Raw genomic sequence first — 12,294 nt, 5'->3', positions numbered from 1 at the left:
ACTACTTCCACCTACGAACACCGAAAAAAAGTATGACCATGTGCGACCCGCGCACCAAAGGTGCGGGCGCGCTCCATCGCCGTGGGGCAGCATTGGAAGACGCCGACACACCACGCCACTCACCAAGAGTAACATCATGCCAAAAATGTCGACCTCCGATCTGAAGGCCATGCTGGCTTCGGAAAAAGCCAACGCGCTCGCGGCGATCTCGGCCGCACGGCTCGCCGAGGAGCGGGCCGATGCGATGGACTATTATCTCGGCGACATGCGCAAGGACATGCCGGCGCAGGACGGCCGCTCGCGCGCGGTCTCGACCGACGTCGCCGACACCATCGAAGGCTTGATGCCGCACCTGATGGATATCTTCGCCGGCTCCGACGAGGTCGTGCGCTTCGAGCCGGTCGGCCCCGAGGACGAAGCCGCTGCGCAGCAGGAGACCGATTACGTCAATCACGTCTTCATGCAGCAGAACCCCGGCTTCATGATCCTCTATTCCTTCGTCAAGGACGCGCTGCTCTCCAAGGTCGGCATCGTGAAAGTGTGGTGGGAGGAGCGCGAGGAGGAGAGCCGCGAGACGTATTACGACCTCACCGACGACCAGTTCGCGCTGCTCGCGCAGGCGGTGATGGAGTCTGGCGGCGCGATGAAGATCGTGGCGCACACGGTGCATGATCCCGCCGCGGCACCGGAGAAGACGGAGGCGACGAGCTGACCAGCTTGCATTGAGTATTGGACGGTCGGATGGTTGCGGAATTATAGCCCGGGTTCTTCCAGCATGCGTTTGGGCCGAAGAAAAATATCAAAACAAGGAAGCCATCGGCGATGCAATGGGCCAGGATGCATCGGTGCTTGCATACGTCGACGTAGTGATCCCTCACATTGCCGATGATGCCGCACCGCGATCTCGAGACGCGACGCAACTTGAGGGAGAATTGACATGGTTCCCTGTTTGTTCTAACGAGTGCATCCCGATGCGAACACAGTGGTGACGGGAGTTTTCTTCGATGAAGCGGTTTGGTTGCATCTGCCTCGCGGCTCTGGCGCTGTCGATTTCCACCGCCAACTCATTCGGCGCTGAGGCAACCCTTGAATGGGAAAACGGTGCCGGTTGCCGATTCAAGACCAGGTTCGATCCGGCGAAATATGAAAAGGAAAAGTTCAAGAATACGATCAACGTGATCTTCGTTGACGGTTTCTACGAGCCATTCTCCCCCCTCATTGCGTTGGGGTCGGGCCCGCATGGTCGTCTCACGTCGAACACCGCCGAGTTTCAGCGGCAATGTGAGTCGACAAAAGACAGAATAGCCAATCTTCCGGTGATTGAGCTTCCAGGAATGGAGATCTACCGAAAGCTGAGTCTTGAGGAACTGGAAGATTGGTGCAAATTCAACACGGTTGAGACCCGTGCGGCCTCGGGCGATCCGGCGGCGCTTCGTGAGTACACGCCATCAGCCGCAAAATGTTCGCGCTACATCGATGCGTTGGAGGGGAAGACCGACATACGGACCGTATGGCGCGAAGCCATTGATACCCAGTGTCGGATCACGGGTGATCTGGAAACCTGCAAGGCCAACGTCGTTTCTGGAGAGAAAGATCAGAACACGGAAGAGGCAATCAAGCGCGATGTCCTGGTCGACGGCTGGCAGGCGTGCTCGATTTCATATGTGAAAGGAGCCGAGAGGCGGGAGGTTTTCTCGGCCCGAGCAGCGGTCGAAAAGATCTTCCGGCATCGCTTTAAGGTCAGGTCCTATCGCTGCAGTGATGAGGTGGACTGAACGACTTTTCCAAGTCGCTGCGCTTCCGCCTTGCGGCAAAGTTGCGATTTTATGGGCACATTTGGCGACAGATCGGCTTGCGACGACGATGTTGGTTTTGGAAACGCCATGGCGCTCGAATCCGATTGTCGGAAAATGAACAATTGAATGATCCGGCTATGCGGGGACGGCCCGGAATTGATGTCTCCAACTCCGACCGGAAACAATAACGGAGCAGGCGCATACCCGCTGCTTCGTGCTCTTTGCTATTGGCAACCACCGTCGGCCTGGCGCGTCTCGACGTAAACGGGTTGCAAACGTTCTCATTTCCGTATGCCGAAGCCGTCCTGCTGGACCCGTCCACTTCAGCAAGGACGGCTGTTACGTGTTGATCCAGTTGATCCACTCTGGTGCAGCTTCTGCACGTCCAAACTCTGCGGTGCCAATAATTGGAGCTGAAGATGTCATATAAATATCGGGGCTATGCTAAATATCCGGGCTATGCGCCGACATCGCATGGCTTCCTGGAGAGCCGTCCCGACTCGGTGGGCGGCTATCATGGTGGGGCTGATAATGCGGCTGCGCCGCGGACACCGGTCTATGCTCAATACGGTGGTGAGATATTCAGGAGCGGCCTCATCCATGGCTATGGCATGGCTGTCGTTGTGAAATCAACCGCGCCGGACGGAACCAAGTTCTATCAGCTTTATGGTCATTTGGGCCCTGGCCCATTGCCGGCCCCGGGCACCCCGGTGACTGCGGATCAGCCGATCCCGGGCGCGGTGATCGGCACCAAGGAGTATGTTCAGCGGATGGGAGGCATCACCAGCGGTCCGCATCTGCATCGGGAGATCATTTCCGGCAACGCGCCGTTGAATCCAGACGGAAGGTTCGGAGTTAATTCCAGCGACATAACCTACAAGGCTGATCCGGACACGTTCGACATCAATCATCCGGTCTTCCCGTTCGAGAACCACGAGCCCAAGCCGCTGCCTCAACCTGGTCCAACCACGTCGTCGCCTCGCTCCCCACAGATCCAACCATCTCTTCCAGGCAGCGTACCGCAGCCAGGCAACCCACAATCGGGACCTATGCTGCAGCCTTCGCCCGGCATGCCTATTCCCGGCGCCGAATTTCCGACGTCGATTGGGGGGCCGAATGGTCCGGCACCCTTGGTGCCTCCTGCGCGCTCGCGCTTGCAGGCCTCTCCGAGTCTGAAGCCGCCTGCCGATCCAACGCTGCCGCCGCTGCACTTTGCGCCGGATGCGCCACAGAACTTTGGTCCGTTCGCGGTCCCCGGGCCATTCCGGCCCGACGTTTTGGGCGGGTCTGGTGCCGCGTCGGGCGCGGCGGCGAACAACGCGCCGGTCTTGCCGCCGCCGGCTTTCGGCGCGCCTGGCGCATCGGCGCCCGCGGCATCGCCGGTAGTGCCTGGAAATGCAGGCCAGATCGGCGATGGCAATGGCGTCGGCGATTGGTGGAAAAGTATTGCTCCACCGGCTTCGAACATCAATCCGGCCTCGGTTCGCAGGCTCAGCTCTCCCATGCTGGGCATCGTCGCAGTCGATCCGAACTCACCGCCGCGCGTGTCCGACCCATCACCTGCGATCGCCGGCGGCACGCCTTCGCTTCCATCACTTCCACCGGTGTGGTCTCTGCCCGAGGCGCTACTTGCACCCGATCGCAACCGCGCCATGGATGATTGGACGATGCCGCTGCCTTTTCGTTCGGCTCCACCGCCGACGCAAGATGCACCCGGCGGCATCCCCGGGCTGATGGCTCAGGGCGGCCTCTTCGATCCATCCAATCCGGATGAGCCGCCGCCCGGCGGCCTGCTCCGCCTGATCCGCGACTGGATGCGCAACAATCCGGACGGCGGCTCCGCGCCCTGATCTTGCCACCGCGCGCAACGTCTCACCCGCCTTTTCTCGCGAGTCTCATGAACATGGCTATTCCTATGCCGCTGGCGCCGCCCGCGCCGGCGCCGCTCCCCGTTTCCCACGACGTTACCATCGTCACCACGCGAAAACTCGCGCAGGCGAGGGTGATGGGCGTGCCGCCGGAAGAGTTCGGCATCGAGCGCGGCGCGCGCTCGATTCCTGATTGCAACTACTGCTTCCACGAAGTCGTCACCAGGACCGCGGCGCAACTGATCGCCGAAGGCTTTGACCAAGAGCAGATCCAATCGCTCAACGACTATACCGGCACGACCGAGATCGAGACGCTCGCGCGCGACACCGTCGACGAGCATTTCGTGTTCAATTCCGGTGGGCTCAATTCCGCGGCGCGGCTGGTGCGCATCACCGAGCACTATGTGCGCATGGATTACGAGGGCAACGGGCGGCCCAGCCTCTATCAGGTCATCACCGGTGGCGAGCAATGCGAGATCCTGCGCAAGGGCGGCAAGGAGTGCATCACGCCGTTCGACATGATGCCTTTTGCCGCGACCACGCCGGTGCCGGTGACGCATCGCTTCTTCGGGCGCTCGATCGCGGATCTCGTGATGCCGCTGCAGCGGGAGAAGACAGCGCTCAAGCGCGGCGCGCTCGACAATCTCTATCTGTCCAACAACCCGCGCGTCGAGGTCGCCGAAAGCAATGCCGGGCCGAGCACGCTCGACGACCTCCTGGTCTCGCGGCCGGGCGGGGTGGTGCGGACCAAGACGCCGGGCGGGCTCAATTGGCAGGTGGTGCCCGACATCACCACGTCGATCTATCCGATGCTGCAATATCTCGATGCCGAGCTTGAGATGCGCACGGGGCTCGCCAAGCAGACGCAGGGCATCGATGCTGACGCGCTGCAGAACCAATCGGCGACGGCGGTGGCGCAGGTATTTTCGGCTTCGCAGATGCGCATCAAGCTGATCGCGCGGATCATGGCCGAAGGCGTGCGCGACATCTTCTCGCTGTTGCACGGCACCATCCGCAAGCACGGCCAGCAGCTCCAGACCGTTAGGCTGCGCAATACCTGGATCAACATCGATCCGCGCGGCTGGAAGACGCGCGACGATATGACCATCAACGTCGCGCTCGGCTCCGGCGGCAAACGCGGTTTCGAGAACGTAGCGAGAATCATCAGGCGATGAGTGCGTTGCGCGACGAGGATATCAGGGCGATCGTGCTGCAAACGCTCGCCGAACAGCAGGGGCTGCATCGCGATGATATCGACGCCATTGCGTTGAAAGCGGTTGCAACGACGCTGACCTCCTTCGGGATCGACGAGGATGACCGTCGAGAGCTACGGGCGGACCTCCAGCACCTCCGGCGTTGGCGAAAGAGCGTCGAGCAGGCGCAAAGTTACACCTTCAAAGCTGTGATCACCGTGATTGTCGCGGGGTTGGTCGGAGCGGTTTGGCTTGGTGTGAAGGTCATGCTGGGTAAATGATCGAGAGATCCGCGCGGTGTATCAGATACGGGCCGTAGACGGGGAGGATGACGAGATTTCGGATGTTCTCACCGACCTTCATCGTCTCACATTCTTTGGGAGCGCACCCCTTCCCAGATTCGATTTCGGATATTGGTGGCTTGTGTTTCACAGGCGCGACCCGGTCGCCTTCGCTGATTTGGTCCCATCCACGCACGCCGAAAGCGCCGGCTATTTCTGCCGGGTTGGCGTGTTGCGCGAGCATTGGGGGAGGGCGCTGCAACTCCGCCTGATGCGGGCGACCGAGGCCCGGGCCCGCGCGAGCGGGTGGCGCGCGATCGTTTCTGACACGACGGACAATATCGTCTCGGCCAATAACTTCATCAAAGCGGGCTACAGGCTCTATCAGCCGCGATATCCCTGGGGCTGGCCGCACACGCTGTACTGGCGAAAATCCATCGAAGCGAGGGATCCCGCCTGAAATCATCAAGGTCCACATCCCTCAGATCGCCCGCATGCAGGCATGGGAGCGACATCCGGCCCGGTGGCTATCTGCCACCGGGCCTTTTTGCATTTCTGGCCAGGAGATACTCCCGGCTTTGCAATGGAGATCTGCGTCGAACGGGTGGCGGATGGCGCCCCTTGTGCTCTATCGAGGATAGACCCTAAAGTCTTTTGAAAATATCGATAGACAGAGGAACGCCTGACCATGACTGCTGCAGTGCCGCTGCCCGACCGCTTACCGCGCCCAAAGGGCGCGCCGACTGCGCTGGATGGCCTGCTGGTCGTGGATTTCACGCGTGTCGTCGCGGGACCGGCCTGTACGCAGACGCTCGCTGATTTTGGTGCCGAGGTCATCAAGATCGAGAACCCCGAGGGCGGCGACGACAGCCGTGCCTATGAACATGCCGAGATCGCCGGCGAGAGCGCAGCGTTCCTGAGCCTCAATCGAAATAAGCACGACATCGCGCTCGACTTGACGGTGGCTGCGGCACGCGATGTTGCACGAGAATTGATCTCGCGGGCCGATGTGGTTGTCGAAAATTTCTCCGCCAGCGTGATGGAAAAGTTCGGGCTCGATTATCCGTCGGTCGCGCCTTCCAATCCGCGCCTCGTCTATTGTTCGATTTCTGCGTATGGACGCAATGGTCCGTTCGCCTCGCGGCCGGGATTCGATCCGATCACGCAGGCCGAGAGCGGTTTCATGTCGCTGAACGGATTTCCCGACGGCCCGCCGGTGCGGACCGGGCCGCCGATCGTCGACCTGGCGACGGGCATGTCGGCTTGCAATGCGATTTTGCTCGCATTGATTGCGCGTGATCGGATCGGCAAGGGGCAGCATGTCGAGGTCGCGTTGTTCGACATCGCTATGTCTATGACCGCCTTTTACGGCATGGCCTATCTGATCAACGGCACGAATCCAGGGCGCTTCGGAAACTCACCAAACGGCTCTCCCACCGTTGGTCTCTATGAGGCAGCGGACGGGCCGCTCTACATGGCCTGTGCCAATGATCGACTGTATCGCCGGCTGGTGACGGAGGTGCTTGAACGGCCTGACCTCATTACCGATCCGCTGTTTGTCAACCGCAGGGTAAGATCGGCAAACAAGGAGAAGCTGCGCGCGATCATTGCCGGTGTCTTTGCCACCGACAAACTGGAAAATTGGATGGCGAAGATGAAGAAGGCCAACATTCCGGTCGGCTATCTCCGAACCGTGGAGCAGGGGTTCAGCGCGCCGGAAGCGCGCGAGAGACATCGTCTTAGCCGAATCCCGCATCCGACGGCCGGCATGGTCCCCAATATCGAGACGCCGCTCAATATGGGGCTCACTCCAGCCATTGATCCGACGGCGGCGCCGCTATTGGGCCAGCACACCAACGAAATCCTTCGCAAGACGCTGGGCTATGACGATCAACGCATTGCCGCACTGGCTGAAGCAGGAGCATTCGGAAAACCGCACAGTCCGGGCAAGTAGGCGGAATTGGGCTGTTCCTCACGGCTCGGGCAGCGACCCAAGCAGAGCTGCATTGGCCTCATGCGTACTCGCTTCCCGTACGCTCTAGCTAGCGGGGCCGCCGCATCCCGTGCTTTGATGGCCACGGTTTGATGCCTTAAACGCAAGCCGCAAAAGCGGCGATTAGCGATTATTGCCGCCGGCCTCAAGAAGCCGAAGGGAGGACTGCCTTGGGAACATCTGGCCGTACCATGCTGGCCAAGATCTGGGACCAGCACGTCATCGCGCGGGTCAGCGAAGATACGGACCTTCTGCACATCGATCGGCATCTTTTGCACGATCTCGGCGGATCGCGCGGGCTGCTCGATATCAAGAACAGAGGTCTCAAGGTCCACAGCCCGGAATTGACTTTTGCGACCCCGGATCATGCCATTTCGACCGCGATTGGCCGTGCCGGCACCAGCAAGATCGGGCAGGAGCTATTGGCGGCGCTGCGGGTGGAAACTTCGGCCAGCGGCATTCAGTTATTCGACATCGACGAACCCGGACAAGGCATTGTCCATGTCATCGGACCCGAGCTCGGCCTGAGTCTGCCGGGTTGCACGATCGTCTGCGGGGACAGCCATACCTGCACCCATGGTGGGCTGGGCGCGCTGGCCTTCGGGATCGGCTCCAGCGAGCTGGCGCATGTATTGGCAACCCAGGCGCTGATCCAGCGCCGGCCCAAAACCATGCGTGTAAGGTTTGAAGGCAAGATTCCGCTGGGTGTAACGGCCAAGGATCTCATCCTGGCACTGATTGGGCACGTCGGAGCGGCCGGCGGCACTGGTTATGCCGTCGAGTATGCGGGGAGCGCCATCCGCAACATGCCGATCGAGGGACGGCTTACTATCTGCAACCTCTCGATCGAGCTCGGGGCCAAGATGGGTATGGTGGCACCCGATGAGAAGACATTCGCGTTTTTGCGCGGCCGCCCGTATGCGCCGCAAGGTGATATGCGGGAGCGGGCTGTCGAAGCCTGGCGCCAGCTTCCAAGCGATCCGGATGCGGTCTTCGATAAGGAAGTCGTCATCGACGTCGAGAAGATCATTCCGCAGATTACCTGGGGCATCAGCCCGGAGCATGTCATCGGGGTCGATGGACGCATTCCCGATCCGCAAACGGTTGATGATCCAGCGCGGCGCGCTGCGATGGAGACGGCCCTCGACTATATGGGACTGAAAGGAGGCGCGCCGATCGCGGGCACACCCGTCGATTGGGTCTTCATCGGTTCATGCACCAACAGCCGGATGAGCGATTTGCGCGCAGCGGCAGAAATCGCGCGCGGTCGCAAGGTCGCGTCAGGTGTGCGCGCCTGGGTCGTGCCAGGCTCGGAGAACGTCAAGCGCGAGGCGGTTGCCGAAGGGCTCGACAAGGTTTTCACGGAGGCGGGGTTCGAATGGCGTGAGCCGGGTTGTTCGATGTGCCTTGCTGCCAATGGCGAGACCGTGGGTCCAGGCCAGCGCTCGGTCTCGACGTCGAACCGTAACTTTGTCGGCCGGCAGGGGCCCCGGGCGCGCACCCATTTGGCGAGCCCGGCTAGCGCTGCTGCCGCAGCCATCGCAGGCGCGATTGCCGATGTCCGGAGCCTGGGGCGCTGACCATGCCGAAACCGTTCAACAAATTGACCGCGATCGCCGCACCGATCATGCGCGGCAATATCGATACGGACGTCATCATTCGGATCGAGCGTTTGGTCGGAAATTCGGTTCGCGGCACGCTCGGCAAATGGGCGTTTGGCTCGCTGCGTTATCTGCCGGATGGCTCGGAGAATCCCGCATTCATCCTGAACCGTGAGCCCTATCGTCAGGCCGAGATCCTCGTCACAGGTCCGAATTTCGGCTGTGGCTCCTCCCGCGAAGGAGCGGTCTGGTCGCTGCAGGAGATGGGCATCCGCGCCATCATCGGCTCCAGTTTTGGAGACATCTTTTTTGCCAACTGTTTTCAGAACGGCATTCTTCCGATCGTCGCTGACAAAGAGATCGTTGACTCCCTGGCTGCCGACGTTGAAGCGACGCAAGGGGCAGGGAAGATCAGCATCGATCTCGAGACGCGGACGATCGCCTCGCCATCCGGTAAGCGGTACACCTTCGAGATCGATCCGCGTCGCCGCGAGGGACTCCTGCAAGGCTTCGACGAGGTTGCGCTGACCTTGCAGCGCGACAGCGAGATTCGGGCTTTTCAGGCGGCTGATCGCGCCGCACGACCGTGGATCCATTTTGCGAGGAAATCGGCATGAACAATCGATCCAATACGGTCAAGGTCGCGGTGGTCGGCGGCGAAGGTATCGGTCCCGAGGTTACCGCGCAGTCGCATCGTATCCTCAACTGGTTCATCGCCAAGCGAGGCGCGCCGATGACGCTGCGCGAGGCGCAATACGGCCTCATCCCCTATCTTTCGACCGGCAGGGTGTTGCCGGATGATACGGTCGAGGCGATGGACGAGGCCGATGCGATTCTGTGGGGCGCGACCGGCGGTCCGGAGACCAAGGAAGTACCGGCTTCCGCCCGCAAGGCCGGCAGCCTGCTGTCACTGCGCAGCAAGTACGATCTCTATGCGAATCTGCGACCGATTGTGGCAAGTCAAGCTCTGGTGGATTCGGCGCCGCTAAAGGCCGAAATCCTCGAGGGCGTCGATTTTGTCATCGTCCGCGAACTCACCAGCGGCATTTATTTCGGCGAGCCGCGCGGCATTGAAACATTGCCGGATGGTCAACGGCGCGGATTCAATACCGAGCAATACACTACCAATCAAATTCGCCGCGTAGCTCGCGCCGCCTTCGAGTTGGCGCGGACGAGGCGAAGCAGGCTCTGTTCAGTCGATAAAGCCAATGTGCTGGAAACCAGCGTGGTCTGGCGCGAGGAGGTGACTGCGCTGCACAAGGAGGAGTTCTCCGACGTCGAGCTCACCCATCTCTATGTCGACAACGCGGCCATGCAGATCGTGCGGGAGCCGCGGCAGTTCGATGTGATGGTGACTGGAAACATTTTTGGCGACATTCTCTCGGATTGCGCGGCGATGGCTTCAGGCTCGCTTGGCATGCTGCCCTCGGCCTCGCTCGGTCCCGTCGATCGCTTCGGCCGGCGCAAGGCGCTGTACGAGCCGGTCCACGGCAGCGCGCCCGACATCGCGGGCAAAGGCATCGCCAACCCGCTCGGGTCCATTCTCAGCGCTGCGATGATGCTGCGCTTGACGCTGAATCGGCCCGAGGATGCGGATCTGCTCGAAAGGGCTGTGGCAACGGCGCTCGAGGGCGGCGCGCGGACCGCGGACATTGCCGAGCCGGGCGCCAAGAAGCTTTCAACCCTCGAGATGGGCGACGCGGTGTTGAGTGCGCTCGATAAAGTGGCTGGCAAGGAACGGGAGCGCGCCTGATCCCTGGGTTGCCACAATGGTCTGCATCTGGGACGAGGACTGCGATGGGTATTCAGATCTATGGATTCTGGCGGTCGATCGCTACGTTCCGGGTGAGGGTTGCGCTCAAGCTGAAAGGCCTGTCGTTCGAAGAGACGCCGATCGACATTCTTTCGGGTGAGCAGTTTGAGCCAGGCTACGAGAAGGTCAACGCCGAGCGGGTAGTGCCGACCTTTGTCCATGAGGACCATTCGGTTTTCCAATCGCTCGCCATTATCGAATATATCGAAGACATCAAGCCCGAACCGCGGCTGATACCCGTCGATCCGAAGGAACGGGCATACGCGCGTTCGTTGGCGCTGGTGAACGTCGCTGACGCGCATCCCCTCGTGGTGCCGAGGGTACGCAATCATCTTGCCAAGACATTCGGTGCCGATGCTCATGCGATCGAGCAATGGGGCAAGCATTGGACGACAGAGGGACTTGCAACCTACGAACGGCTGCTGGCACGCCGGACTCCGGCACCCTTCGCGTTAGGCTCGGAGCCGGGGCTGGCCGACATCTGCATCGCCAGCCAGGTGATCGGGGCGCATTTTCTCAAGCTTGATCTGGCCACGTTCCCAATCGTGGCAAAGCTTGCCGAGCAGTGCTTTGCACTGCCGGCCTTCGCAAGCTCGCATCCCTACGAACAGCCCGGTTACAAGAAAGCGGCAGCGGCGCGCTGAGCTTGTTGCCGGGATCAGAGATCGAGGCCCAAGACGCGCGCCGCATTTCCGCCAGTGATCTGCGCCAGTGTGACCTCGTCCATGCCGTCGACGCCCGCGACATGACCGATTGGATTGTACTCGGCCATGTCGAACGGATAATCAGTACCCATGACGATGCGGTCGGGACCAAAGACGTCGATCAAATAAGCCAACTGGTGATAGGTGAAGACGACGGTATCGAGATAGACTTGGCGCAGATAGGTCGTTGGAGGTAGCGGGAGCTCGGCATGACAATCCCGCCGCGCGCCCCAGGCGTGATCGATGCGCCCGGAGTAGCTTGGCAGATAGCCGCCACCATGGACGGCCATCAACTTCAGCTCTGGAAACCGCGCGAGCGTTCCCGAGAAGATGAGGTTGTGCAGGGCCAGCGTCGTGTCCAGAGGATTCCCCAAAACATTGCTGAAGTAGAAATGGGTCAGCCGCTCGCCGTGGGTGAATCCGTTCGGATGCATCATGATGAAGGCGCCGAGTTGCTCGGCTCGTGCGAAGAATGGCTGGAATTTCGGATCGGATAGCTCCTGGCCGCCAACGTTGGTGAGGATCTCGACACCCCTCAGTTTCAACGTGCCCATGATGTAGTCGAGCTCACGCACCGCCAACTCAGGCTCTTGTAGGGTGACGACGCCAAGCCCAACAAACCGGTCGGGCTTGCGAGAGCAATATTCCGCAACGCCATCATTGGCGAGACGATGGGCCGTTTCTCCAATCCTGGGATCGACGGTGTAATAGCACTGGCCCGGCGCAGGGGCCACGACCTGAATGTCGATGCCCATCCGGTCTAGGTGGCTCAATCTTCGATCCATCGTGGTCATCACCTCGCGGAGGTCCTTCTCCTGCTGCGCGTTGACCTCCTTGGTGGCGTCGTCGGCGAAATAAGCGAGCGGAATCCGGCTTATGTCGACATGCGACTGCGCCACTGCAGCGGCCTGCGGAACCACGATGTGCGCATGGATATCGATCGTCGTTGAGGAGGGGCGGCGGGCGAGACTGTCGGCATCGTGAATGCGGGCAGCGGTGCGACCGTAACGGTTCTTGCTGTCGATCATGTTTGACCTGTGCTTCC

12 protein-coding genes are annotated in these 12,294 nt (G+C 60.9%); 11 read left to right on the top strand and 1 reads right to left on the bottom strand.

Annotated elements, in window-relative coordinates:
* The first annotated feature begins 136 nt into the window (after positions 1-136).
* The 11 genes from VKR55_RS23290 (at position 137) to maiA (ending at position 11,189) form a co-directional block, all read left to right on the top strand.
* A complete protein-coding gene (locus tag VKR55_RS23290; RefSeq protein ID WP_324407000.1) occupies positions 137-712 on the top strand; it encodes a portal protein in 576 nt (191 codons plus the stop codon).
* Between the two features lie 292 nt (positions 713-1,004).
* Entirely contained in the window at positions 1,005-1,775 is a 771-nt protein-coding gene (locus VKR55_RS23285) for a hypothetical protein (RefSeq protein WP_324406998.1), read from the top strand.
* Positions 1,776-2,203: 428 nt separating this feature from the next.
* The gene (locus tag VKR55_RS23280) at positions 2,204-3,646 is read left to right on the top strand and encodes a M23 family metallopeptidase (RefSeq protein ID WP_324406997.1); all 1,443 of its coding nucleotides are present in this window, start codon (positions 2,204-2,206) and stop codon (positions 3,644-3,646) included.
* Between the two features lie 53 nt (positions 3,647-3,699).
* Positions 3,700-4,839: a portal protein gene (locus tag VKR55_RS23275; RefSeq protein WP_324406995.1), complete on the top strand. Its 1,140-nt coding sequence runs from the start codon at positions 3,700-3,702 to the stop codon at positions 4,837-4,839.
* Entirely contained in the window at positions 4,836-5,138 is a 303-nt protein-coding gene (locus VKR55_RS23270) for a hypothetical protein (protein ID WP_324406993.1), read from the top strand. Before VKR55_RS23275 ends, VKR55_RS23270 begins: the two co-directional genes overlap by 4 nt.
* Positions 5,139-5,154: 16 nt before the next feature.
* Positions 5,155-5,598: a GNAT family N-acetyltransferase gene (locus VKR55_RS23265; protein WP_324406992.1), complete on the top strand. Its 444-nt coding sequence runs from the start codon at positions 5,155-5,157 to the stop codon at positions 5,596-5,598.
* 228 nt (positions 5,599-5,826) lie between these two features.
* Positions 5,827-7,092, top strand: coding sequence for a CaiB/BaiF CoA transferase family protein (locus VKR55_RS23260; RefSeq protein WP_324406989.1), 1,266 nt, complete (start codon positions 5,827-5,829; stop codon positions 7,090-7,092).
* A 230-nt stretch (positions 7,093-7,322) separates the two neighbouring features.
* The gene (leuC, locus tag VKR55_RS23255) at positions 7,323-8,711 is read left to right on the top strand and encodes a 3-isopropylmalate dehydratase large subunit (RefSeq protein WP_324406987.1); all 1,389 of its coding nucleotides are present in this window, start codon (positions 7,323-7,325) and stop codon (positions 8,709-8,711) included.
* A gap of 2 nt (positions 8,712-8,713) precedes the next feature.
* Positions 8,714-9,349: a 3-isopropylmalate dehydratase small subunit gene (leuD, locus tag VKR55_RS23250; RefSeq protein WP_324406985.1), complete on the top strand. Its 636-nt coding sequence runs from the start codon at positions 8,714-8,716 to the stop codon at positions 9,347-9,349.
* Positions 9,346-10,485, top strand: coding sequence for a 3-isopropylmalate dehydrogenase (gene leuB, locus VKR55_RS23245; RefSeq protein ID WP_324406983.1), 1,140 nt, complete (start codon positions 9,346-9,348; stop codon positions 10,483-10,485). The genes leuD and leuB overlap by 4 nt, the downstream gene beginning before the upstream one ends.
* 44 nt (positions 10,486-10,529) lie before the next feature.
* Entirely contained in the window at positions 10,530-11,189 is a 660-nt protein-coding gene (gene maiA, locus VKR55_RS23240; protein WP_324406981.1) for a maleylacetoacetate isomerase, read from the top strand.
* Positions 11,190-11,203: 14 nt separating this feature from the next.
* On the opposite strand, the gene VKR55_RS23235 is transcribed toward maiA, so the two are convergent.
* Positions 11,204-12,277, bottom strand: coding sequence for an amidohydrolase family protein (locus VKR55_RS23235; protein ID WP_324406979.1), 1,074 nt, complete (start codon positions 12,275-12,277; stop codon positions 11,204-11,206).
* Between the last annotated feature and the right edge of the window lie 17 nt (positions 12,278-12,294).

The organism is Bradyrhizobium sp., from assembly GCF_035309285.1.
GTDB lineage: Bacteria > Pseudomonadota > Alphaproteobacteria > Rhizobiales > Xanthobacteraceae > Bradyrhizobium.
The sequence above is the reverse complement of the archived record's forward strand: the minus strand, read 5'-3'. Positions and strand labels throughout refer to the sequence as shown.

Excerpts from the sequence above, each read along its gene's own strand:
- VKR55_RS23290 (WP_324407000.1), top strand. The coding sequence starts at position 137 with ATGCCAAAAATGTCGACCTCCGATCTGAAGGCCATGCTGGCTTCGGAA.
- VKR55_RS23285 (WP_324406998.1), top strand. The coding sequence starts at position 1,005 with ATGAAGCGGTTTGGTTGCATCTGCCTCGCGGCTCTGGCGCTGTCGATT.
- VKR55_RS23275 (WP_324406995.1), top strand. The coding sequence starts at position 3,700 with ATGGCTATTCCTATGCCGCTGGCGCCGCCCGCGCCGGCGCCGCTCCCC.
- VKR55_RS23270 (WP_324406993.1), top strand. The coding sequence starts at position 4,836 with ATGAGTGCGTTGCGCGACGAGGATATCAGGGCGATCGTGCTGCAAACG.
- VKR55_RS23260 (WP_324406989.1), top strand. The coding sequence starts at position 5,827 with ATGACTGCTGCAGTGCCGCTGCCCGACCGCTTACCGCGCCCAAAGGGC.
- leuC (WP_324406987.1), top strand. The coding sequence starts at position 7,323 with ATGCTGGCCAAGATCTGGGACCAGCACGTCATCGCGCGGGTCAGCGAA.
- leuD (WP_324406985.1), top strand. The coding sequence starts at position 8,714 with ATGCCGAAACCGTTCAACAAATTGACCGCGATCGCCGCACCGATCATG.
- leuB (WP_324406983.1), top strand. The coding sequence starts at position 9,346 with ATGAACAATCGATCCAATACGGTCAAGGTCGCGGTGGTCGGCGGCGAA.
- maiA (WP_324406981.1), top strand. The coding sequence starts at position 10,530 with ATGGGTATTCAGATCTATGGATTCTGGCGGTCGATCGCTACGTTCCGG.
- VKR55_RS23235 (WP_324406979.1), bottom strand. The coding sequence starts at position 12,277 with ATGATCGACAGCAAGAACCGTTACGGTCGCACCGCTGCCCGCATTCAC.